Here is a 24,788-nt window from a genome sequence, read left to right on the forward strand (position 1 = left end):
GCCGCCTTTGGCAAACTACAGGAAATGGGTGATGCTACCGGGCAAGACAAGTTAACGGTGGCCCGAATCAGGGAAAAGAAGAAGTAAAAATAAGATAGTAGGATGAAAGTAAAAAAGGGAAAAATCTAAAAGTTTATACTCAATAATTTTCTGCTCGCTATGTTATGCGTAGCGCGCTACGCATAACATAGCGAGCAGAAAATTAACAAGCGAAAAAAATAGCTAAAGCGCCACTTGCGAATATTCTGTATTGTTGCACTTATACTATTTCATTAGCTCCGCCGGCTAGCTACAATTTTACTTTTACCACTAATTTCTTAAACTGGCCCTCGCCAATCAAAGGCGCGTGCACATCTTCGGGGTAAAAAATGGCAAACTGACCGGCTTGCATTTTAAAATAAGTATCGGGTTGGTCGTTGTAAAAAGTTACGTCTTTTTCAGGGTTGTAGTCGTCTTTGGGAGATGTGCATTGGCTCAGGGGTTTCCAGCCTAATTCTTCGGAACTGGTACAGCAAACCTGAATATCGATGTAGTTGCGGTGCGCTTCGAACTTGGCAGTTTCGGCGGGACCGCCATCTTTTACCATTACGGCTGCGTGTACATCTTTGCCGTTTATTTCGTATTTGCCTACTTCAATGGCATCTAAATCTACGCTTTTAATAAAGGCAAAAGCTTGGGCAAATTGCGGGTGCAGACCCACGTATTTATCTGAATTTTCTAAAGTGTCGAGTACCATATTCTATATTTTGAGTTTAGATAAGTCGTGAAATAATTCTGTAGGTGAGGGGTAGTTATTTTGGAATTATTCCTTTTGTTAAAACTACATTCCCTTATATATTATTCTGTATTAATCAAAAATCCGTCTGCTCTACAAGACCAGACGGATTTTTGCATTTATGAATTTTTACTATTAGAAGATTTAAAGCTGAATCAAAAAAAACAATGATCACCCTAAGAGTATGTTTAAATTTAGTAGAATCAGTCGGAATCCGTCATTCCCAAAGAAACTTCTGATTAGGTAACTAATAAGATTCATTCAGAATGACGGAGATTAATGAGAGAAAGAAACAACTTTATTTCTCTTTATTAACCGTTTAATAAAATTAAAACATACTCTAAATTACCTGATTTTCAATTCATTATTTAAAAGCCTACCGTTGTACCCGGCCCGAAGCGTCGCCTTCAATCAGGTCGATTACTTCTTTACGGGTAGCGTGGTTCAGGTCGCCGGGGATGGTGTGTTTCAGTGCCGATGCACCTACACCAAATTCAGCGGCCTGGTTCATAGGCATGCCGGTAACCAAACCGTAAATAAAGCCGCTGGCAAAAGAGTCGCCGGAACCAACGCGGTCTACAATGCGCACTTCGTATTGTTTGGTATGGTAAAATTCGTTGCCGTCGTAAACCAAAGCACTCCAGCCATTATCAGAGGCGCTGTGGCTTTCGCGTAAAGTAGAAGCAATGTATTTAAAACCAAATTTTTCTTGCATTTGCTTAAATACACTTTTGTAACCTTCCAGGTTTAACTCACCTTTGGTAATATCGGTACCTTCGCTCTTAAAGCCCAAAGTGGTTTCAGCATCTTCTTCGTTACCAATACAAACATCTACGTACTGGCACAAACGGGTCATTACTTCGCGGGCTTTTTCTTTGCTCCACAGTTTTTTGCGGTAGTTCAGGTCGATGCTGGTGGTAATACCTTTGGCTTTGGCGGCTTTTAAAGCAGCTTCGGTCAGGGCGGCGGCTTTATCGCTCAGGGCTGGGGTAATACCGGTAGTGTGGAACCAATCGGCCCCTTCTAATATTTTGTCAAAATCAAATTCACTAACATCAACATCGGCAATAGAAGCACCGGCGCGGTCGTAAACTACCTGCGAGGCCCGCATAGAAGCACCGGTTTCCAGGAAATAAATACCTAAACGTTGGCCACCCCGGGCAATAAACTGGGTATCTACACCGTAGCGGCGTAAGTGGTTAATGGCCGCCTGGCCAATCGGGTTATCGGGTACCTTGGTTACAAATGTGCCGTTTTCGCCGTAGTTACAAATAGCTGCGGCCACGTTTGCTTCGCCGCCACCATAGGTAACATCAAAAGTGTCAGCCTGTACAAATCTTTTGAAATCAGGAGTTGATAAGCGCAGCATTATTTCTCCTAAGGTTACTACTTTCTTTGGCATGGTAAATTATGAGGTTTTAGTAATAAATTGTGGTTTTAATAATAAAAATATGAATATAATAATTTTCATTTCCCTAAAGCGAACAAATATGGTTAATAGTTTTATTGTCAGCAACTATTCAGGCAAATTTAATCCCTATCTTTTCTGATATTGTTTGCCACCAAATATTTGTGCTGCTATTGGTTAATTTTACCTATACGGGTAATAATAAAGTGCTTAATTACTACTATTATTGCAGTATTTAAAACTAAAAACGTATGGATAAAAAATCGCACATTCTACAATTAATTCCGGAACAAGGCTTCTTGCCTTTATTTTTTTATAAAGATGCGGAAGTAAGCATTAAAGTATTAAGAGCTTTGTACAACGCCGGCATAAGAACTGTAGAATATACCAACCGGGGCGAAGCAGCTTTAAGAAATTTTGAAAAAATGCGCCAGGTTTGTGATACCGAACTGGAAGGAATGTATTTGGGCGTGGGTACCATTAAAAACGGCGCATCGGCGCAGGCCTTTATCGATGCCGGAGCGCATTATATTATTAGCCCGGGCCTGGTAGAAGATGCTGCGGCTGTAGCCGATAAAAACGATATGTTATGGGTACCGGGTTGTATGACACCCACCGAAATAATCCGGGCCGAGCAATTAGGCGCTAAGCTGGTAAAATTATTTCCCGGCAATATTTTAGGCACCGGCTTTGTATCGGCTATAAAAGAATTATTCCCCGACTTATTATTTATGCCTACCGGCGGAGTAGATTTAGACAAAGATAATATAGCTGGTTGGTTTAAAGCCGGAGTTTGTGCCGTAGGTATGGGCAGCAAACTTATCAGCAAACCTTTACTGGAGCAGCAAGACTATGCCAAAATAGAGTCGCTTACCAGAGAAGCTTCCGAAATAATTAAAACTGTAAAAGGTTAATACCTATACCGGAGAGAGGGTTTCTTTCTCTCCGGTAATATATTTCTACTTTAACCCGAAATATTTAAGCTTTTATCCAACATCTTTCCCTAAATTTTTCTATCTTTCTAAAATCCGGTTATTTAGGTTTAATAAACGTTTAAGCCATAATAAATACTTTGTAGCCGGGTTATTATATCCGGAGCAGTTATTCTTTACAAAACCAACAAAAGTTAAGGCCCGCAAAAAGCATTATAAATTTTTCCGGCTACTTTAAAATGCTGCTTTCGGTACATCTTTACAAAGTTTAAATTTATTTAAAGTTACACATGCAACGCGTAACCACCACATCCCAAGCTACTTCTCAGCCACCATTATCGCCCAACGAACGCATTGGCCGCTACCGCTGGACCATTTGCTCGTTGGTATTTTTTGCTACTACCATTAACTACCTCGATAGGGCCGTAATTTCTTTACTCAAACCTTACCTTACCGAAGAATTTAACTGGACTTCCGGTGATTACGCCGATATAGAAATTGCCTTTAAGTTTGCGTATGCCTTGGGTATGCTGGGGGTAGGGAGCCTCATTGATAAACTGGGTACCAAAATTGGGTATGCCTTATCTACCTTTTTGTGGAGTGTGGCGGCCGTGGGGCACGCTTTTGTAAGCAGCACTTTTGGTTTTGGCGTAGCCCGGGCATTTTTAGGGGTTACTGAAGCCGGTAACTTTCCGGCCGCCATCAAAGCCACCGCCGAGTGGTTTCCCAAAAGAGAAAGAGCTTTGGCCACCGGTATATTTAATTCGGGCTCCAACGTTGGGGCTATTATTGCGCCCCTTACGGTGCCTTTAATTGCCGAAACCTTGGGTTGGAAATGGGCTTTTATTCTTACCGGGGCTTTAGGTTTTATCTGGCTGTTTTTTTGGTTTTGGTTATACGAAGTGCCGGCCCGGCAGGCGCGCTTATCTAAAGCCGAATTTGAATATATTCACAGCGATGTAGACGATATGGCGGCCGCTTCCATAACTACTGAACCCAAAGTTTCCTGGTTTAAACTGTTAGGTTTCCGGCAAACCTGGGCTTTTGTTTTAGGTAAATTCTTAACTGATCCTATCTGGTGGTTTTACTTGTTCTGGTTACCCGATTTTCTGGATAAGCAATATGGCGTACGGGGTTTAGCCGTTACATTTCCGGTGGCCTTGGTTTATACCATTTCAAGTGTGGGAAGCATTGGCGGTGGTTGGGTGCCCTTTAAATTTATTAAAAACGGCTGGCCGGTTTTTAAAGCCCGTAAAACATCTATGTTGTTGTACGCCTTTTTGGTTTTGCCTATTGTGTTTGCCCAGGAGTTAGGCGAAATTAATATGTGGCTGGCCGTTACCATTATTGGTTTAGCCGCTGCGGCTCACCAGGCCTGGAGCGCCAATATATTTACTACCGTTTCAGATATGTTTCCCAAAAGAGCAGTGGCTTCGGTTACTGGTATGGGCGGTATGGCCGGTGGTTTGGGTGGTATATTGTTATCGGCATTGGTGCAAAAACGCATGTTTGTTTATTACGAAAGCATTAACCAGCTCGAAACCGCTTACTTTATCATGTTTTTGATTTGCGGTGGAGCCTACCTGCTGGCTTGGTTTATCATGCATTTATTAATTCCGCGCATGAAACCAGTTGAAATTTAAAGTCAGGCTTTTATTTATTTAACTAAATCTGCATTTATAAATAAAATTTAATATCTGGTCCGGCTACATGGTAGCCGGACCAGATATTATTTGCATAAGTCTGGTCCTGATGCTAACCACAGCCGCGAAGTCATTCTATATCAGTAGTTATGTTTTTTTTTCTGAGAAATTTGACTCTAAAATCGCTGGTTGGTATTAAGCTAAATATTGCAATTAATATTTAAAACCTGGTTTATGCTTGTAGAGCAGTTTTCCGCCTGGAAAATTTGTTTTATGATACTTCTTTTAATCGTTTTACTCAACCATCAATTTATAAAACTCAACTTACATGTTCAAAAAAGTTTTACTCGCCGTTTTGTTTTGCCTGCTAATTGCGCCCAAGGCTTTGTTTGCCCAAACCAAAGAAGAAAAAGAAGTAGCCCAGGTTATTGAAACCTTAAAAAGTGGAATGTTGAGCGGCGATAGAAATGTATTGCAAAAGATTGCCGCGCCGGAATTAACTTATGGTCACTCGAGTGGATTGATAGAAGATAAAAATGCTTTTGTAGAAGCGCTGGCCAGTGGTAAATCTGATTTTACTAAAATTGATTTAACTGACCAGGTAATTAGAGTCGTTAATAATACGGCTGTGGTGCGGCACAAATTAACGGCTACTACCAACGACGGTGGCGTGACCGGCAATGTAAAATTAGCAGTTTTGTTGGTGTGGCAAAAGCAGAATGGCCTCTGGAAATTATTGGCCCGCCAGGCAGTAAAGGTGCAGTAAACCACATAGATAATATTTGTCTTCTTGCTTACCTTCCGCCCAAAGGCCCAATTAAAAATATATTATAAACTCAAACCGGGTTTATACACCTAATGCCAAATTAAAAAACCATGGATTCTAATTTAGCTTTACCGGTGGGTACCACCCTCGACCGCTTTATTATGCGTAAGCAAGAAGATTTTCCGTTTGCCACCGGAGAATTATCACAATTATTGCGGGATATTGCTTTAGCGGCCAAAATTGTAAACCGCGAAGTGACCCACGCCGGTCTGATAAATATTGCGGGCGCTTACGGTAGCCAGAATGTGCAGGGCGAAGATCAGCAAAAGCTAGATGTTATTGCCAATATCCGGTTTATCCGGGCGTTGCGCAATGGCGGCGAAGTTTGCACCATTATCTCGGAAGAAGACGATGAAATGATCCAGACCGGTAACCGCAAAGGCCGATACGTAGTGGCCATGGACCCCCTGGATGGATCTTCGAACATAGATGTAAATGTTTCGATTGGCACTATCTTTTCTATTTATCGCCGCGAATCTATTATTGGGGAAGATGGCGGGTTGTTGGATTGCTTGCAGCCCGGTACCAAACAGGTAGCGGCCGGATATATTATTTACGGCTCGTCTATGATGTTTGTGTATACAACCGGCTGGGGTGTAAACGGATTTACCTACGAACCTTCGTTGGGCGAATTTTTCCTGTCGCACCAGAATATTCGCATGCCCGAAAACGGTTCTATTTATTCCTGCAACGATGGTAATTATTGGTCTTTTAACGAAAGCATGCGCCATTACCTCGATTATTGCCGGAAAGAAGCTTTAACGGCCCGCTATATTGGTTCTTTGGTCGGCGATTTTCACCGGAATTTATTAAAGGGCGGCATTTACTTGTACCCGGCTACGGCCAAAACCCCCTCGGGTAAACTGCGGTTGCTGTACGAGTGCAACGCTTTAGCCTTTATTGTAGAGCAAGCCGGCGGTATGGCCACCGACGGGCAAAACCGGATTTTAGAAATAATCCCTTCCGATTTACACCAGCGGGTGCCTTTAATTATTGGCTCGGCTAAAATGGTAGAAACGGCTTTGCAGGTTATGAACAATAAAAATATTCCGGCCTAACGTGGCGGCTAAAGTTTTAGCTAATGTAATTATTTATTGGCCTGCTTGCTTAAACTTTAACGGTGCTGATCGTAACGGTTGGGCGGTAAGGTGCTTTTTAATTCTTGCCAATCTGTTTCGGTTAATGGGGGAGTATTGCCTGCAACAATAGCCTCCTGAAGTTGGGCTTCTGTCCGGATACCCATTACCGCAGCGGCAACTACGGGTTGCTGCAATACATAACGGCTGGCTACGGCTGCTGCCGAAGTATTTTCCTTTGCCAATGATTCTACTTTTTGCGCCATAGTTTTAACCTGTTCTGCTGAATAACCCAAATATTCTTTAGGGGCTTTCCCCGCCAATAAACCTTGCGCCAAGGTACCGCGGACCAGTACACTTACCTGGTTTTCTGCCAACAACTCCAGGCTGATTTCTTCGGGTCGCCGGTCCAGCAAACTATACTGCATCATAACGCTCGCAATGTAAGAGCGCTTAATATATTCCCGAATAACATTGGGCCGGATAGAAGAAATACCGTAAGCCCGTATTTTACCCAATTCTTTTAGCCTTTCAAAAGCTTCAATAATTTCGTCAATCGGGTCTTCCAGGGTGCCGCCGTGTAGTTGGTATAAATCCAGGTAATCGGTTTGCAGGCGTTCTAACGTTTTATCAATGGCTTGCAAAATATACTCTTTTCTGGGGTTCCAGTCCCAGCCACTCCCGTCGGGGCGCCATTGGTTACCTACTTTGCTCGCAATAATTACACGGCTGCGGATGGGTTGCAGTGCCTGGCCTACCATTATTTCGTTTTGCCCTTTCTGGTATAAATCGGCAGTATCAAAAAAAGTTATGCCCTGTTCAAAAGCTTGTAATAACAGCCGGGAACTGGTGTGGGACTGCTCGGGAAGCGACATACAACCAAAACCTACCTGGCTAACTTTTATTCCGGAATTGCCTAACGTGTTATATTGCATATATCTATTGGTTCAGCGTGTAAACAGCACTTACGTGACCAAGCGCATTGGGTACAAATTAAAACTACTTAAATGACTGGTGCTGGTTTTAATCTTTAATTATTAAATAAAATAAATGAATACAAAAGCTAAGATTACTTAATTTTAGAAGCACAATCCCCACATTTAAAATTAAGATAAATCAAAATTATCCTATCAACTTCGCATGATTAAGCTACATCGCTGCTGCCTGGTGCCATTTATATTAATTATATTTCTGGGATTCATCGCTTGTCGCCCGGCAAAAGAGGTTTCTACTACTGATACCACAACTACCAATACTTTGCCAGCCGAGCCGCCTTTCGGCCCCGAAGTTATAAAAAAACGAATTGCCGAATCGGAGGTGTTGCACCAGCGGTTTGTAGGTTTTGCTTTGTACGACCCGCAGTTGAACCAAATGGTGGTTGAGCATAACGCCGAAAAATATTTTGTACCGGCATCTAACACTAAATTATTTACTTTTTACGCCTGCCTTAAAATGCTCGGCGATTCTATACCGGCCATAAAATATAGCATAAACGGCGACTCTTTGCTTTTTTGGGGAACCGGCGATCCTACTTTCGCGCACATGGATTTAAAAAACAGCTTGGCGTATAATTTTCTTAAAAACGCCCGCCAGAAATTATATTACCTGGAAGCGCCTTTTGCCAGCACCCCTTTTGCTATAAATTGGGGTTGGGACGATTACAATTATTATTATCAGCCGGAACGGAGTGTTTTCCCGATTCACGGCAACGTAGTTAAGTTTGCGCGGGTGCCCGGAAAAAAAACTTATACAACAACGCCCCGGTATTTTAAAAAAGGTATTAAAACCGATACGGCCCGGCACACCGAAAAAGAAGCTTTTAGAAGAGCCTGGCGGAGCAATGACATAACTTATTATCCGCGTTATGCGCAGGCTGTATTTTCTACTGAGGTACCATTTATTCCTTCGCCCGAGCTTACGGTAAAATTATTGGCCGATACCCTGAAAAAGCCAGTTCAGTGGCTAAAAAGGGGCTTACCTAAAAATGCCAAAACTTTCTATGGCTTGCCCGCTGATACAGTTTACCGCCGCATGTTACAGGTTAGCGATAATTTATTTGCCGAGCAGCTTATGGCCTTGTGTTCCGGTACGCTATCCGATACCCTTTCGGTAGAGCGGGCTATCCGGTACGCAGTTAAAAATTACCTGTCCGATTTGCCCGATCAACCCGTTTGGATTGATGGTTCGGGTTTATCGAGCATGAACATGTTTACGCCCCGTAGTATTATTTTTTTGTTGCAAAAACTGCTGCAGGAACGTCCGCGCGAACGCTTATTGCCCCTTTTGGCTACGGGTGGCCAGCCGGGTACTTTCCGGAATATTTATAAAGCCGAAGTGCCTTTTGTATTTGGTAAATCGGGTTCTTTGTCGCATGTGCATAACCAAAGCGGCTATATTATTACCAAAAGCGGTAAATTATTACTATTCAGCTTTATGAACAATAATTACCGGGTTTCTACCGCCGATATCCGGAACGAAATGGTGCGCATTATGACCGAAGTGCACGAAAAATATTAATTCTTCGGCCGATAAGAAGTATTAGAGCATTTGGCTTTCTGAATATTTTTAAACAAAAAAGAGCTGTTGTTTATAACAGCTCTTTTTTGTTTTTACTTTTAACGAATATAAAGCTAATGTTTATCATTCACCTGAAAGACATGGTTTGATTATTCAGGTTATTTCCAGGGTTAATCAGTCCTTGTTCTTACATGGTGTTAACAGTAAGCTCCGAAAACTTTTTCGAGAATATTTCTAAATCCGATGGCTTATCGAAGCGCGATTACGACGACCATAATAGTTCATCGGATTGACAACTTGGAAGTTCTTTTTTATATAAATGTCTTGTTTTCGCGTAGTAGCCCGGAACATACATAACGGGACTATATAATTTCAGTACCTATATCCTTTGCCCCAGGTAAGTTTATTGTTTTTCACGCTTTTGCTGATAAGTTTTGGGCCGGATAAAATCCAAAATTAGTCTGTTTACTTTTTCGGGTTCTTCGTGGTGCAGCCAATGGGTGGCATCCGGTAAAAAAATTACATGGCCTTTTTCGCAGTGGCTAATACTTGGGGCTGCCATTTCTGCGCTTAAAAAGGTATCCTGGTTACCCCAGATAACCAATGTAGGTACTGTTATATTGTTTAATTGGGGTAGTGCCAGGTAATTGTAAGCCCGGTACCAATTTAGCATAGCCGTTAAAGCGCCGGGTTGACTCCACGCCAATTTATATTGGTTTAAATCTGTTTCGGTAAAAGTACCGGGCAGAGCAGTTTTAACCAGGCTGTTTACGAGGATCTTATAATCTAAAGCACTGCTTAACTTTTCGGGAAGCCAGGGAATTTGAAAAACGCCGGCGTACCAACTTTTGCGCATTTGCCTTAGATTATGCCGTAAATTATAATACAAAACCCGCGGATGAGGCATATTTAATATAATTAGTTGGTGCAGCAATTCCGGAAACTGAGCAGCTAAATTCCAGGCTACGGCAGCACCCCAGTCGTGGCCCACCAAGAATATTTTTTCGGGGGTTAATTCTTTTATTAGCGCAACCATATCGGCTACTAAATATTTTAGGCGGTAGGCTCCCACGCCGGCCGGTTTGCTGCTGTTATTATACCCTCGCTGGTCGGGGGCAACGGCCCGGTAACCAGCCTGGGCAAAGAAAGGGAGTTGCTGGTGCCAGGCAAAAGAAAATTCAGGAAAACCGTGTAAAAAGAGAATTACCGGGGCCAGTGCATCACCTGCCTCGGTTACCTGCAGTTGTATGCCATTAAGGTGGTAAGTTTGGGTTCTGAAAAGGTTTTCCATAAAGCCGGTTTAACCAGCCCAGGGGCCGGTCTCAAATTACTTTTTGGTATACTGATTCTCGCATAAAAGTGCCGTAATCAGGAGAGAAGAATTAGTCGGTTAAGAAATTTTACGTTTAAATATTTATTTTAACGCGTACAAAGAGCAGTTTCTTGAGCAGGTTAGGGATTTACGGCTTAATAAAGCTCTGGTTCGGAAAGCAAAATTAATAGATGATGGAAAATCAGCATACAGGTAAATTTAAACATTTAATTACCGTACAGGCAGCCGATATAGACGAACTGGGGCATGTAAATAATGTGGTTTACCTGCGGTGGGTACAGGAAGTTGCCACTGCTCATTGGTACCACGCGGCACCCGCTACTTTGCAGGAAATGTACTCCTGGGTGGTAATCCGGCACGAGATCGATTATTACCAACCGGCTTTCCTGGGCGATAAAATAATGGGGTATACTTGGGTAGGGGAGCACCAGGGTGCTAAGTTCGACCGGTACGTAAGTCTGTGCCACGCCGACACAAACAAAACTTTAGCCGAAGCCAAAACTACCTGGTGCCTCTTAGATGCTAAAACTTTACGGCCCCGCCGCATAGAAAAAGATATATTAGCCCTTCTGTGATACCTCTATAAATTCATTTTAAACCTGTTTAGCGTTTCATCAAAAATATTTCTGGCCAACATTGGTAGTATTAAAGCCAATCCAGTAGTTGCAATCTAAGTACGCTCTGGTGAAAACACCATAGCCGTCAGGCTAAGCTATTACAGCTGGCGTAAGTTTAGCGTGGCGTAACTTGTGCCTGTTGATTATGGGCAGTTGAAAGCTTCCGCTTATAAGTTCCTAAAAGCTATAAGTTGGCGCGAACAGCCTTTAATTCTTCTAAAATATACCTTAGCTCAATGTTATGGTAAAAACACCTGGCGATGTCCGTAGATATCAGTCTTTAAAGTAAAATGGTAAGCCAGTTTACGACTTCTCCTGTTCTGATTCTAAACGAGAGGCTAACAGCATTTCCGGCACACTGAGTTCGCCGGTATGGCTATCAATTAAGCCGTTGCGTTCGTCTTCGATGTTGGTGGCTTGGGTGTATACATCGCCGGCAATGGGCCGGCGGCGGAGCTCTTCTTTAAATTGCCGGATACGTTCGGTCCGTTCTTCTGAATCTTTGGGGCCGCCGTAATCCGGAAAACCAAAGCCGCCCCATTCGCTAACCAGCAAGGGTACTTGACCGCGGTAAAAGTACGGATCGCCTACTACCAACGGATGGGCCGCCACGCCTTCCATTTGCCCGTTGGTGAGCCAACCGAGCAATTCTTGCCAGCGGCTTAGGTCGGGGGTGTAAAGGTGCGCTGTGAGCAAATCAGATTTTAGCCGGCCTTCCTGCGATACGTGGTGCCAGCCATCGTTATCGACCACTAAAAATTGCGGATGATGAATTTGCATGTAATGGTACATTTCGGTAATGTACTGTCGCGTTTCAGGATTGCTGGCAATATCTTCGGCGCCCCAATCTTCGTTGTATAAACTCCAGATAATAATAGAAGGATTGGTTTCAATTAAGGCCAGCATCCGGAGTAGTTCGGCCCGGTGATTTTCGCGGCTAAGGTTGGTGGAACTATGCGGGCTGGGTACTTCTACCCATAACAGCAAGCCAATTTCATCGGCCAGGTTATAAATGCGCGGATCTACGCCGGCAATATGAACCCGTACCAAATTACAACCCAAAGCTTTCATGGCGTGCATGTGCCGTTTCATTTCGTCGTAAGTGGCAGTACCGGGTTGGTATAATATGCCGTCGAGGTAAATTTGTTTGTTATTCAGGTAAATATAGCGGCCGCGGGCTTCTACTTTACGCAAACCAAAATGAGCTTCTATTTCCGCAGCATAGCCATCGGCATCAATCAGCTGAGCTACCAAACGGTACAGGTTAGGGGCTTCCGGCGACCACAAACGGGCTTGCGGTATTTCCATTACTACCCGCTGGTTTTTCTGGCCTTGCTCCAGCCGTAAAACAAAATCCGATGTGGCCAACGGTTCGGTTATTTCCTGATTTTGATCGTAAACCATGAGCCTTACCGTATATTGGCCGGGATCGTGTATGCGGGTAGTAAGGTTAAAGCGAACCAAAAAATCTTCGACAATACTAACAACGCCAATCCGCGACCGCAGCCGGTTGCGTTCAATAGTTTCGAGCCACACACTTCTTACAGCGCCAGTATGGGTTTGGTACCAGATACCGCCCCGCTTATACACGTGCGATTCTTGTTTTCCGCGCGGAATTTCGGCATCCATCGAATCGGCAATCCGGACGGTTAAGCGATTTACCGGCTGCAATATTTCTTCGTGTAATTCGTAAGAAAAAGATGTGTATTCGCCGTAATGTACTTCTTCGCCTTCAATGGTTTTTAATAAAACCCCGTTTAACCAAACCCGTGTTTCGTAGCCGCAAGCGCCAAAAGTAATCTGGTACATGGCTTTGGGATCTACTTCTGCAGCTTCGGGCAAAGAAAATTCTCTTTCGTACCAAACAATCACTTTGTCTTGCCAGGCGGCACCCTCCTGAATGCCAGAACCCTTGGCTTGGGACAAATGGGCTTCTACCGAGCCTGGCCAGGAGGCAGCATAATCATAGGGATGCCCCAGGTGCCACGATTCCCGCAAACCAACATCATTGGCATCGTAAGAAAACAGCCACTCGCCATCCAGCAGTAAATAATTATTTGATCGGATTACCGAACGCGGCAAAGGGTTGCCGGTTTCTTCCGGACTGATAATTTCTTCGACAGATTCCGAAAGACCCAGGTTGCAAAGTTTCTCGCTCATGCGGGTATGTTTTATTTGTGGTTTGATGTAAGAATGGTGGCTTAAAAAACTTTTGCTATATACGTATAAATACGGTTGTTTAGTTGCTGGATAATTTGTGTGCAGATAATCAGTAATTTAGGCTGAATATAGATAAAGATACAAGCTTTTTTTAGCTGCTGGCCTGGTTCAGGGTTTCTATCGCGGCACTATCGAGCTGGATTTGCGCTGCTTTTACAAGCGAATTTAATTGCGCAAGATCTGTAGCGCTGGCAATAGGAGCCGTAATGCTGGGCCGGGCAATTAACCAGGCCAGAGCAATACTGGCCGGATCGGTTTGGTATTGCGCGGCTACATTATCCAGGGCAGCTAAAATCCGGAAGCCTCTTTCGTTTAAATATTTTTTATTGCCGCCCCCACGTTTACTTTTAGCTAAATCGGCTTCGGAGCGATATTTACCGGTTAAAAAGCCGCTGGCTAAAGCAAAATAATTAATTACGCCTAATTTATATTCCTGGCAAATTGGTTCGAGTTCGGTTTCGTAATCGCTGCGGTTGTATAAATTATATTCGGGCTGCAGGCTTTCGTAGCGGGGCAGGTTTTGCTCCTGGCTGATTTGTAATGCTTCCCGCAGCCGTTCTGGTTTAAAGTTAGAAGCGCCAATGGCTCTTATCTTGCCCTCTTTTATTAAATCGGCGTAAGTTGCCAGGGTTTCTTCAATGGGCGTGTTGGGGTCGTCGTAGTGCGATTGGTATAAATCAATATAGTCGGTTTGTAAGCGCTGCAAAGATTCTTCGACTGATTTGCGGATGTGTGCTTGGGATAAACCTTTATTGCCCGGACTCATTTCGCCGCCCACTTTGGTGGCAATAATTACTTTGTCGCGGCCGCCTTGCCGACGCAGCCAGTTCCCAATTATTTTCTCTGATTCGCCGCCCTGGTTTTCCGGTACCCAGTTAGAATACACATCGGCGGTATCAATTAAATTAAAGCCAGCCCCTACAAAGGCATCTAATATTTTAAAGGATGTATTTGCATCAATGGTCCAGCCAAAAACATTACCGCCAAAGGCTAAAGGTGCAACCGCTAAACCCGAATTTCCTAATTTTCTTTTTTCCATAATTTAAAATTTGTGCAGGGCTTGTTTACGTAAGGTTCTTTTACCGGGTAATTAAAACCCGGAATATTTTTAAGTCCTAAACCAGAACAAAATAATTTTTGCCGAAGCCCAGAAACAATGCGGCCTGTTAAATACCCGGCAGGTACTTAACAGGCCGATATAGCAAAAGTTTATTTATGATAAATGAATGATATATAATTGCTGCATCAAGGGAAAATACCTAACGACTGGTAGCTAACTGACACTTTATGAGTAGCATCGTAGAAAGCAGCCGTCCGTAAATCGTTAATGGCCGCTTTTTGCCGCATAACTTCCCTGATTTCGTGGTAAGCCAGAATCATGGTGTCTTCCAAACCTGACCGTACCAGATCTACTTCGTCGGACCCGTGAATAAGTAATTGCCTTTCTTTGGCCCCAATGGTTTGGCCGGTGGTTAGTTCAATGGTATCCACAATCCGGCGCAGGCTGGCTTCTTCGGCGCGTTTGCCCATACGGCCAAAACGTACGTTAGATAAGTTTTTAAGCCACTCAAAATAAGAAACAGTAACCCCGCCGGCATTCAGATATAAATCCGGAATAATCAGAATACCCCGCTGCAGCAATATTTTTTCGGCCTCCTGGGTAACCGGTCCGTTGGCACCTTCGGCAATAATTTTAGCCTGAATAGCCGCCGCATTATTAACATCGATTTGGTTTTCGAGAGCAGCCGGCAATAAAATATCACATTCATAGGTGAGCAGGTCGAGCGAGTTAACTACGTTGGTAGCGCCCGGATAATCCAGAATAGAGCCGGTATTTTTCCGGTGGGCCAATACGGCTTCAATATCTAATCCGTCCGGTGCAAAAATACCGCCTTCGCGTTCAGCAATACCGGTTATAATTACGCCATCTTGCTGACAGAAATGCGAAGCGTGGTAACCTACATTACCAATACCCTGCACAATCATGCGTTTACCGTTTAGGCCGGGGCTAATATTTAGCTTATTTAGCAATTCGGTATCTTGTAAAGCTTCGCGCAGACCGAAATAAATGCCCAAACCGGTAGCTTCGGTCCGGCCCCGGATACCACCCTGGCCTACCGGTTTACCGGTTACAGAGCCTAAAGCATTTGTTTCGCCGTGTTTAAAAGTATGATAAGTATCGGCAATCCAGGCCATTTCGCGGCTACCGGTACCATAATCCGGTGCGGGCACATCTACGCCAGGGCCAATCAGGTTCTTTTTGATTAATTCGCTGGCATAACGGCGGGTAACGCGTTCTAGTACATCTTCGGGTGTGGTGCGGGGATTAATTTTTACCCCGCCTTTGGCGCCGCCAAAAGGCACATCTACCAAAGCGCATTTAAAGGTCATAAGGGTAGCCAGGGCTACTACTTCGTCTTCGTCGACGTGAATGCTGTACCGGATACCACCTTTAGTAGGTAGTTTATGGTGGCTGTGTTGGGCGCGAATGCCTTCAAAAACAATAACTTTGCCGTTAACCTCTACCGGGAAATTAACTTTGTAAACGCTGTTGCAAATTTTTATTTGCTCTAATATACCCGGGTCCAGATTAGAGTGCCGGGCTGCTTCATCATAATATTGGTGGACACTGTTTAAGAATTGTTTTCCTTCTGATATGTTACTCATAAGTTCGGGGAATTAAATTAGGAAACTTTAATATAACGGTTACTAAGGCGGAATGTTTAGGAAGCTAATATTTTCGGCCCGCTTCGCATAAGCTTGTACTTAAATAAACTTTTTACCGCTATTTCAAATAATGGTTTAGCCTACAGAAAACCCGATAAGCGTTAAAAAGATATTTTGTATTGGTTAGTTGTCGCGCAAAATGCGTGCCTTAATAAATAAAATCTAAATTGCCTCCGGCAGCTAAGTTAACCATAAAACAGATTATTGGTTTTGAGCAGAAGCCGTAGAACCGGGGTTTGAGGGTTAAGGTAAGTAGCTGCCAATGGATTAGAAAAGCGGTATCTGTTTATATCAACCCGTAAAATAATTTTTAGGGAGCAGTGATAATAAAATTAAATTTTAACCGCTGGTTAATAAAAGCGGAGCGGTTGTATCAATTTATTACGGGTAATGATAGCTAACCCTTTAACCTTGATTAAAATTGGCGGAGCTTTATCAGCCGGGCTGTTTGGGTATGTGCCATTAAGCCGAAAATTATCTTTATTTTAGCCCGGGAATAGGGTTTTACCTTTTGCGCTATTGAACATGAAAAGCTTGAATAACTGCCGCTATAACTGGATTCGCTTTTTAATCTGGGTTAGCCTGGTTGGTTGCCAAAATATTAAACCGGTAAATAATTCTAATAATTCGGCTAACGTAAAGAGTACTGGTAAAGAAATAATACGGGAAGATTTTGGTGCCACCAAAGCCGGAACGGCAGTTAGCTTATTTACTTTGAGCAATGCAGCCGGTACAGTGGTAAAAATTACAAACTACGGCGGCATTATAACCTCTATTCTTACACCAGATAAAAACGGAAAGGTGGGCGATGTGGTGCTGGGGTTTGATAACCTGACTACTTATGAAGAGCGTAATCCTTTTTTTGGAGCTTTGGTGGGCAGGTACGCCAACCGCATTGCCAACGGCAAATTTACCCTCGATGGCCAGGAATATACCTTGGCGCAAAATAATGGCACAAATCACCTGCACGGTGGCAAAAAAGGTTTTGATAAAGTAGTTTGGCAAGCGCAGATTTTACCACAACCAAATGCCTTACAATTAACGTATGTCAGCCCCGATGGCGAAGAAGGATATCCCGGTACTTTAACTACCGTAGTTACGTACACCTTAACCCCAACCAATGAGCTCCGGATAGATTACCAAGCCAAAACAACCAAAGCTACCCAGGTAAATATAACCAACCACAGCTACTTTAACTTAGCTGCCGGAGCCGACAAAACCATCCTGAACCACCAACTCCAAATAAACGCCGACGGCTATACTGTTGCAAATAAAACACTCATCCCGACCGGCGAAATAAAGCCCGTAGCCGGTACCGATTTAGATTTCCGGCAGCCGCAAAATATTGGTGCCCGTATAGCCAACCTGGACACGGGTGGCTACGACCATAACTATGTTTTAAATAAATCTGGCAGCCGTGTTGGTTTAGCGGCCCGTGTATGGGAACCAATCAGTGGCCGGGTTATGGAAGTATTTACCACCCAGCCTGGTGTGCAATTGTATACCGGCAACGGATTGAGTAACCGGTTAACCGGCAAGAACGGCGTCCCTTTTGAGAAATACGGCGGCTTTTGCCTCGAAACTCAGCATTTTCCCGATTCGCCGAATAAACCCGCCTTTCCGAGTACTGTTTTACGTCCTGAACAAACCTATAACCACACCACCATTTATAAATTTTCCGTACAAAAGTAAACGTGTACTTAAGTCACCTATACTTTTTTGTTTGTAAATCTATATTTGTCCCCCGAAAACTATGCAGTCATTCGATTTAACTGAACACCCGCACCGTCGTTACAATGCCTTAACCGGCGAATGGATCCTGGTATCACCACACCGGTCCAAACGGCCCTGGCAAGGCCAGCAGGAAGAAACAACCAAAGAAGCCCGTCCAGCTTATGACCCCAGCTGTTATCTTTGTCCGGGTAATGAGCGGGCTAACGGAGCGCATAACCCGGCCTACACCGAGACCTTTGTGTTTGAAAATGATTTTGGCGCCTTGCAGGCCCAAGTTCCGGCTGGTAATTACACCCAGGGTGGTTTGTTGCAAGCCGAAGCGGAGCGGGGTATTTGTAAAGTTATTTGTTTTTCGCCGCGCCACGATTTAACCTTAACCGACATGTCGGTGCCGGATATCCGGCGGGTAGTAGATGTTTGGCAACGGGAGTTTAAAGAATTAGGTGCTCTGGATTTTATTAACTATGTGCAAATATTCGAGAACAAAGGTTCGGTTATGGGCAGCAGCAATCCGCATCCGCACGGACAAATCTGGGCCCAAGCATCGGTACCTGTAGAACCGGCAAAAGAAACCGCCCAGCAATTAGCTTATTACCAACAAAACGGACGCAGTTTACTCGCCGATTACCTACAGTTAGAGTTGCAGGAAAAACAACGCATTGTTTTAGAAAATAATGCTTTTGTAGCTTTGGTGCCTTTCTGGGCCGTTTGGCCTTTTGAAACCATTATTATCAGCAAGCGCCATTTCAAAAGTATTCTGGAAATGACAGAAACCGAAAAAGAAGATTTTGCCGATATAATTAAAAGATTATCTTCGGTTTACGATAAATTATTTGGGGTTTCGTTTCCGTATTCGGCGGGTATGCACCAAAGTCCTACTGATGGCGAGGAACATGCAGAATGGCATTTTCACATGCATTTTTATCCACCTTTATTGCGCTCAGCCACTGTCAAAAAATTTATGGTTGGTTACGAAATGCTCGGAAACCCACAGCGCGATATTACGCCCGAATGGGCTGCCGAACGTTTACGAAGTTTAAAATAAAGCAATTTTAAGCTAATACCGGTTGATCCTAAATTACTAGTGTTAAATACTTAATCTACTAGGTATAAAATGCATTCACTTTTTAAGCCTTTAAGCCGCTGCTCTTCAGAGTTAGTGGCTTTTTTTGTTTAAGCCAGCAAGGTGGGTAAAAATTAATTTAAGTATATAAAACGTTAATTATCAATTAGTTGTTTTAAAATAATGCGTACGGGATACCAAATTTTAAATTTTGAAATTTTTAACCCAAAAAATTTCAAAATTAAGTTGTTTAGGCCGCTAAATCTAAACATATAAATGGTAAAACCGGGAAAAAATACGTATCTTTACAAATTAAAATAAACCTGAGATAAGAACATTTCATGAACGAGGTACAAGAGAAAAAAACATCGAATTATTCAGCAGATAGCATACAGGTTTTAGAGGGTTTAGAGGCAGTGCGGAAGCGCCCTGCCATGTATATAGGCGATATTGGTATCAAGGGTTTACACCATTTGGTTTGGGAAGTAGTCGATAATTCAATCGATGAAGCTTTGGCCGGCCATTGCGATACCATAGATGTGGCTATCAATCCGGATAACTCCATTACCGTTACGGATAACGGACGGGGTATTCCTACTGATTATCACCAGAAAGAAGGCCGTTCGGCTTTAGAAGTGGTAATGACCGTACTGCACGCTGGCGGTAAATTCGATAAAGATACTTACAAAGTTTCGGGTGGTTTGCACGGGGTAGGCGTATCCTGCGTAAATGCCCTTTCTACCGACCTGAAAGTAACCGTTAAACGCAACGGCAAAATTTACGAGCAAGGCTACAAAATTGGCGTGCCGCAATACGACGTACGGGAAATTGGCGAAACCGATGATCACGGCACAACCGTACAATTTAAGCCCGACGACACTATTTTTACCACTACTGAATATAAATACGACACCATTGCCGGCCGTTTACGCGAATTGTCTTTCCTGAACAAAGGCATCCGGATAAACCTGGTAGATTTGCGCGAGCAAAAGGCTGATGGTAGCTACATGAAAGACTCTTTCTTTTCGGAAGGCGGCTTACGCGAATTTGTCGCTTATCTGGAAGAAACCCGTGAAAACCTTATTCCGGAGGCCATTTACGTTGAAAACGAGAAGAACGGCATTCCGGTAGAAATTGCCCTGCAATACAATACCACTTACGCCGAGAATATTTTCTCTTACGTAAACAACATTAATACCATTGAAGGTGGTACGCACGTTGCCGGCTTCCGTCGGGCCCTAACCCGTACCTTAAAAGCTTACGCCGAGCGCTCCGGCTTACTCGAAAAAGCCAAAGTAGAAATACAAGGCGACGATTTCCGGGAAGGCTTAACGGCTGTAATTTCGGTTAAAGTGCAGGAACCGCAGTTTGAAGGTCAGACCAAAACTAAACTGGGTAACTCCGATGTAATGGGCGCCGTGGATATGGCTGTAGGCGAAATGCTGGCCAATTTTTTAGAGGAAAATCCGCGCGAAGCCAGAATTATTATTCAGAAAGTAATCCTGGCGGCGCAGGCCCGGCAGGCGGCACGCAAAGCCCGCGAAATGGTGCAACGCAAAAGCGTACTTTCGGGTACTGGCTTACCCGGTAAACTCGCCGACTGCTCTGAATCGGACCCGGCCCAATGCGAAATTTACCTGGTAGAGGGCGACTCGGCGGGTGGTTCGGCCAAACAAGGCCGCGACCGTAAATTCCAGGCCATATTGCCGCTACGGGGTAAAATATTAAACGTAGAAAAAGCCCAGGAACACCGCATTTACGAGAACGACGAGATTAAAAACATGATTACGGCTTTGGGTGTGAGCTTTGGTACCCCCGACGACCACAAAGCCCTGAACATGGAAAAACTACGTTACCACCGCATTATCATCATGACTGATGCGGATATTGACGGTAGCCACATCCGGACTTTGATTTTAACGTTCTTTTTCCGGTACATGAAAGACTTAATCGATAACGGCTATATTTATATTGCTTTGCCACCTTTATACCTGGTTAAAAAAGGCAAAGAAGAGCGTTATTGCTGGACCGAACAGGAGCGGGCTGATGCCATTAAAGAACTGGCCAAAGGCGGTAAGGAAGACTCGGTAGGCGTGCAGCGGTACAAAGGTTTGGGTGAGATGAACCCCGAACAACTCTGGACCACCACCATGCGCCCCGAGACCCGCAGTTTAAAACAAGTAACTATTGAGTCGGCGGCCGAAGCAGACCATTTATTTTCGATGCTGATGGGAGATGAGGTAGCTCCCCGGCGCGACTTTATCGAACGGAATGCCAAATACGCCAAGGTAGACGTATAATGGTTTAAACCCGATAAGAATTGCCCAAGAGCTTACCTGCCCGGTAAGCTCTTTTTTTTAATATAATAATATAAAGTTTGCGAAGATTATAAGTTAATTCGCATCTTTAAAAGCAAATAACAAGCACCCGGAAAATACTAAGGCATACTATTTGTTGCCTTTAAATAGGAATAAAAGAGGTTAAAACTATGTTGGATAAAATTTCAGATCAAATCAGAAAGAGTAAATACATCAGTCGGGATTTGAGTTGGATTAGGTTTAATTACCGGGTACTGGATCAGGCCAAGAATACCTCCGGAGGCTTGTTCGATAGCATGAAATTTTTAGCCATTACCGCCTCTAACCTCGACGAGTTTTTTATGATCCGGGTGGGTAGCTTATATAATTATCTCGATTACGGAAAAGAGCGGGTAGATTATTCGGGTTTGCGCGAAATACCTTTTCGGCGCAAACTGCTGGAGTTTTCGCACCGGCTGGTAGATGATATTTACCAAACTTTTGATAAAGAATTAAAGCCGCTGTTCGAGAAAAACGGTTTTAGTATTTGTAAGATTACCGACTTAACTGAGGCCGAAGAAAAAAAGGCCAGTAAGTATTTTATGAATACTATTTACCCCATGCTTACGCCCATGGTGTACGATAATTACCACGGCTTTCCGTTGCTGGTAAACCAGGCATTGATATTTGGGGTCATAACCAAAAGCACCGACGATGCCAAAGTGCAGAACCGCTTAACTTTTATTCAGATTCCGCAGAACCTGGCGCGGTTTTTTGAAATTCAGCGGAAAGACAAAATATTGTTTGTTCCCATTGAAGAAATAATCCGGTGGCAGTTAGATAAGCTCTTCCGTAACGTAGAAATCGTATCGATTGATTTATTCCGGATAACCCGCAACGGCGATTTTACTTTAGAAGAAAGCGACGACATTGATGCAGACTTTATCAACGAAATAAAAATAAAGCTAAAAACCCGCAAAAAAGGCCGGGTAGTGCGGTTAGAAATGTTAAAAGAAGCTTCGCCGCTGTTGGTTAAAAGCTTAAAAGAACGCTGGAATATCGATAATGCCAATATTTTCCAGATTAATAGTTTGCTCGATTTAAAAGGCTTGTGGCAAATAATTAAACATACTCAATTCCGTAACCAACTCACCAAACAACCTTCGCCGGTAAACCCCATTAGTTTACCCGACTTAGAGCACGAAGATTTGTTTGAGGTTTTAAAAACCAGAGATGTGTTGTTGCACCACCCGTTTAACAGCATTGAACCTGTGGTGCAGTTACTCGAGCGGGCGGCCGAAGATCCGCACGTGCTGGCCATAAAACAAACCATTTACCGTTTGGCTGATCAATCGAGGGTTACTGCCGCCTTACTTAAGGCTGCCGAGAATGGCAAGCACGTTTCGGTTTTATTTGAAGTAAAAGCCCGATTCGACGAAGAACGGAATATTAAAGAAGGAGAGAAGCTCGAAAAAGCCGGTTGCTTTGTTATTTATGGTATTAACAAGTATAAAACGCATACCAAAATGATGATGATTATCCGGCGCGAAGAAGAAAAAGTAACCCGCTACGTACACATTGGCAGCGGTAATTACAACGAAATTACGAGCCGGCAATACACCGATATTAGTTTGCTTACCACCGACGAAACGTATGCCCACGATGTATCGGAGTTTTTTAACGTAATTACCGGCCACTCTTTCCCCAACGACTACCGGTACCTGATTACGGCCCCCAAAGATATGCGCCAGCAAATACTGGAGTTAATTAATACGGAAGCCGAAAACGCCCGCCAAGGTTTGCCCAGCGGTATTATCATGAAAATGAATTCTTTGGAAGACAAAGAAATTATTGATGCATTTTACATTGCCTCGCAGGCCGGGGTACCCGTTAAATTAATTATAAGGGGCATTTGCTGTTTACGTCCGCAACGGAAAGACCTGAGCGAAAATATTCAGGTTACCTCTATAGTAGGGGAGTTTCTGGAGCATACCCGTTTATTTTATTTCCATAACAACGGCGAGCCCAAAGTGTACGGCGGCAGCGCCGATATGATGGTGCGTAGTTTCGACCGCCGGATTGAAGCCTTGTTTTTAATTGTAGATGATTATATTAAAAAGCAGGCCATGAAAATTTTACTGTATAACCTACAAGATAACCAGAATACCTATATTATGCGGGAAGACGGCGCTTATATTAAAAAACGGGAGCCGGAAGCGCCAGCTTTTAACATTCATCGCGAATTCTATAATCTGAAAGTATCTCCGGACGAGGAAATAAACTTGTTCTGATAACGGTAGTTTAAGATCAAAAAAGCCTGTCTTGTTTAAAGACAGGCTTTTTTGATTGTATACTGATTAATCAGTTCTGATGGAAAGCTAAATATTTGTAGCCAGTTTTGCTGGTAAATATTTAATCTGAGAGGGTAGATATTTCGGAAACCCGTTTGTCGCGGTAATGCTTTTCGTACAACGACTGCAGAATACCATCTTTTAAACCTACGGCCGGTACCAACATGCTTTCTATGCGAGCCCACTTCATGGCCGATAAATATATTTTTGCCGCCGGTACAATTACATCCGCCCGGTCGGGGTTCAGGAGCATAATACTTTGTTTTTCTTCAAAGGTCATAACTTCAAGTTGGTCTACAATTTCGTCTATTTGTTTCCGGAAAATGGGTTTACCCGCCATCTTACCCGCCATATCGTAAATTTTGTTTATGTTACCGCCGGTACCAATGGCCCGTGATACATGGTTTTTACGGGCGTTTTCTTTAACCCATTCCTTCATCGCCACCCAAATTTCGTCGTACTTGCTGCCTTTCTGAAATCGGATAGAACCCATTTCGAAAGAACGGGAAGCAATTTTTTGGTGGTTCACGTAAATATTATATTCCGTGCTACCCCCGCCTACGTCTATATGCAGGTAATTTTTATCGTCGAGTAAATTGTAAATTACTTTATTTATCAGCTCGGCTTCAGTTTGGCCATCAATTACATTTATTTGCATGCCTAACTTTTTCTGCACCCGCTTAATAATATCGGCGGCATTCTTGGCTTCGCGCATGGCCGAGGTAGCACAAATCATGTAATGGCTTACATCGTGTACCTCCATTAAAAGTTTAAGGGCGTGCAAAAATTTAGTAAACCGTTCTTCCTTTTCCGGCGATATAATCCCCGAGGTAAAAACATCTTCGCCAAATTTTATGGGGTAACGAATATATTCGACCCGTTTAAAAATATTTTTATCGTTATAATTAATTACATTCGAAATCTGGCACCTAACCGCGTTAGAGCCTATATCTATAGCCGCTAATTTCAATCTTTAAATATTTGTTTAATGAGGTTTCGGTAAAACAAAGGTAGTACTAAAAGAGGTAAAAGCGTAAATAAAACCAGTTTACTTAAATTAGTTATCTATTTTAAACTAATAAACTACTAAATAATCTTAAAACAAGCCTGGCCAGTATGATAAAAATAATCGAATGTCCGCGCGATGCCATGCAGGGTTGGGCCCATTTTATTCCAACGACTCAAAAAATAGATTATCTGAATACGTTATTGCAAATTGGTTTCGACACTTTGGATTTTGGTAGCTTTGTATCGCCAAAAGCCATCCCC

General features: G+C 43.3%; 18 protein-coding genes and 1 pseudogene. 11 read left to right on the forward strand and 8 right to left on the reverse strand.

Features of this window, described 5'->3' with window-relative positions:
- Positions 1-289 precede the first annotated feature (289 nt).
- Positions 290-736 carry a NanQ anomerase/TabA/YiaL family protein gene (locus ACO1R6_RS07195; RefSeq protein ID WP_486263453.1) on the reverse strand — a complete coding sequence of 149 codons (447 nt, stop codon included), beginning with the start codon at positions 734-736 and terminating at the stop codon, positions 290-292.
- Positions 737-1,151: 415 nt separating this feature from the next.
- A complete protein-coding gene (locus ACO1R6_RS07200) occupies positions 1,152-2,177 on the reverse strand; it encodes a PfkB family carbohydrate kinase (protein WP_486263455.1) in 1,026 nt (341 codons plus the stop codon).
- Positions 2,178-2,434: 257 nt separating this feature from the next.
- Between ACO1R6_RS07200 and ACO1R6_RS07205 the strand changes: the two genes are divergently transcribed.
- The 4 genes from ACO1R6_RS07205 (at position 2,435) to fbp (ending at position 6,642) form a co-directional block, all read left to right on the forward strand.
- Positions 2,435-3,097 (forward strand): beta/alpha barrel domain-containing protein, encoded by a 663-nt coding sequence (locus tag ACO1R6_RS07205; protein ID WP_486263457.1) that lies wholly within the window; start codon positions 2,435-2,437, stop codon positions 3,095-3,097.
- A 308-nt stretch (positions 3,098-3,405) separates the two neighbouring features.
- Positions 3,406-4,758 carry an MFS transporter gene (locus ACO1R6_RS07210; protein ID WP_486263459.1) on the forward strand — a complete coding sequence of 451 codons (1,353 nt, stop codon included), beginning with the start codon at positions 3,406-3,408 and terminating at the stop codon, positions 4,756-4,758.
- A gap of 328 nt (positions 4,759-5,086) precedes the next feature.
- A complete protein-coding gene (locus ACO1R6_RS07215) occupies positions 5,087-5,524 on the forward strand; it encodes a nuclear transport factor 2 family protein (protein WP_486263461.1) in 438 nt (145 codons plus the stop codon).
- A 110-nt stretch (positions 5,525-5,634) separates the two neighbouring features.
- A complete protein-coding gene (gene fbp / locus ACO1R6_RS07220; RefSeq protein WP_486263463.1) occupies positions 5,635-6,642 on the forward strand; it encodes a class 1 fructose-bisphosphatase in 1,008 nt (335 codons plus the stop codon).
- Positions 6,643-6,698: 56 nt separating this feature from the next.
- Here the strand turns inward: fbp and ACO1R6_RS07225 are convergent, their stop codons facing one another.
- Positions 6,699-7,595 carry an aldo/keto reductase gene (locus ACO1R6_RS07225; protein ID WP_486263466.1) on the reverse strand — a complete coding sequence of 299 codons (897 nt, stop codon included), beginning with the start codon at positions 7,593-7,595 and terminating at the stop codon, positions 6,699-6,701.
- Positions 7,596-7,800: 205 nt separating this feature from the next.
- On the opposite strand from ACO1R6_RS07225, the gene ACO1R6_RS07230 reads away from it, so the two are divergent.
- Positions 7,801-9,177 carry a D-alanyl-D-alanine carboxypeptidase gene (locus tag ACO1R6_RS07230; protein WP_486263468.1) on the forward strand — a complete coding sequence of 459 codons (1,377 nt, stop codon included), beginning with the start codon at positions 7,801-7,803 and terminating at the stop codon, positions 9,175-9,177.
- 403 nt (positions 9,178-9,580) lie between these two features.
- Here the strand turns inward: ACO1R6_RS07230 and ACO1R6_RS07235 are convergent, their stop codons facing one another.
- On the reverse strand, positions 9,581-10,468 hold the full coding sequence (locus ACO1R6_RS07235) for an alpha/beta fold hydrolase (RefSeq protein ID WP_486263470.1): 888 nt from the start codon (positions 10,466-10,468) through the stop codon (positions 9,581-9,583).
- Between the two features lie 212 nt (positions 10,469-10,680).
- Between ACO1R6_RS07235 and ACO1R6_RS07240 the strand changes: the two genes are divergently transcribed.
- Positions 10,681-11,085 carry an acyl-CoA thioesterase gene (locus ACO1R6_RS07240; protein ID WP_486263472.1) on the forward strand — a complete coding sequence of 135 codons (405 nt, stop codon included), beginning with the start codon at positions 10,681-10,683 and terminating at the stop codon, positions 11,083-11,085.
- A 345-nt stretch (positions 11,086-11,430) separates the two neighbouring features.
- Here the strand turns inward: ACO1R6_RS07240 and ACO1R6_RS07245 are convergent, their stop codons facing one another.
- The 3 genes from ACO1R6_RS07245 to ACO1R6_RS07255 form a co-directional block, all read right to left on the reverse strand.
- The gene (locus ACO1R6_RS07245; RefSeq protein ID WP_486263474.1) at positions 11,431-13,287 is read right to left on the reverse strand and encodes a glycoside hydrolase family 2 protein; all 1,857 of its coding nucleotides are present in this window, start codon (positions 13,285-13,287) and stop codon (positions 11,431-11,433) included.
- Between the two features lie 151 nt (positions 13,288-13,438).
- Complete coding sequence (locus ACO1R6_RS07250) at positions 13,439-14,386, reverse strand: aldo/keto reductase (protein ID WP_486263476.1); 948 nt, start codon at positions 14,384-14,386, stop codon at positions 13,439-13,441.
- Positions 14,387-14,592: 206 nt separating this feature from the next.
- Positions 14,593-16,014: a Glu/Leu/Phe/Val family dehydrogenase gene (locus ACO1R6_RS07255; protein WP_486263478.1), complete on the reverse strand. Its 1,422-nt coding sequence runs from the start codon at positions 16,012-16,014 to the stop codon at positions 14,593-14,595.
- A gap of 585 nt (positions 16,015-16,599) precedes the next feature.
- On the opposite strand from ACO1R6_RS07255, the gene ACO1R6_RS07260 reads away from it, so the two are divergent.
- From ACO1R6_RS07260 to ppk1, 4 genes are all read left to right on the forward strand, one after another.
- Entirely contained in the window at positions 16,600-17,766 is a 1,167-nt protein-coding gene (locus ACO1R6_RS07260) for an aldose epimerase family protein (RefSeq protein WP_486263480.1), read from the forward strand.
- A gap of 61 nt (positions 17,767-17,827) precedes the next feature.
- Complete coding sequence (locus ACO1R6_RS07265; protein ID WP_486263482.1) at positions 17,828-18,853, forward strand: UDP-glucose--hexose-1-phosphate uridylyltransferase; 1,026 nt, start codon at positions 17,828-17,830, stop codon at positions 18,851-18,853.
- Between the two features lie 359 nt (positions 18,854-19,212).
- Positions 19,213-21,171 carry a DNA topoisomerase (ATP-hydrolyzing) subunit B gene (gene gyrB / locus ACO1R6_RS07270; RefSeq protein WP_486263484.1) on the forward strand — a complete coding sequence of 653 codons (1,959 nt, stop codon included), beginning with the start codon at positions 19,213-19,215 and terminating at the stop codon, positions 21,169-21,171.
- 188 nt (positions 21,172-21,359) lie between these two features.
- Entirely contained in the window at positions 21,360-23,459 is a 2,100-nt protein-coding gene (ppk1, locus tag ACO1R6_RS07275) for a polyphosphate kinase 1 (RefSeq protein WP_486263486.1), read from the forward strand.
- 121 nt (positions 23,460-23,580) lie between these two features.
- Here the strand turns inward: ppk1 and ACO1R6_RS07280 are convergent, their stop codons facing one another.
- Complete coding sequence (locus ACO1R6_RS07280; RefSeq protein ID WP_486263488.1) at positions 23,581-24,489, reverse strand: Ppx/GppA phosphatase family protein; 909 nt, start codon at positions 24,487-24,489, stop codon at positions 23,581-23,583.
- A gap of 149 nt (positions 24,490-24,638) precedes the next feature.
- On the opposite strand from ACO1R6_RS07280, the pseudogene ACO1R6_RS07285 reads away from it, so the two are divergent.
- A pseudogene (locus ACO1R6_RS07285) lies at positions 24,639-24,788 on the forward strand (hydroxymethylglutaryl-CoA lyase); the annotation flags it as partial.

The organism is Adhaeribacter sp., from assembly GCF_057359045.1.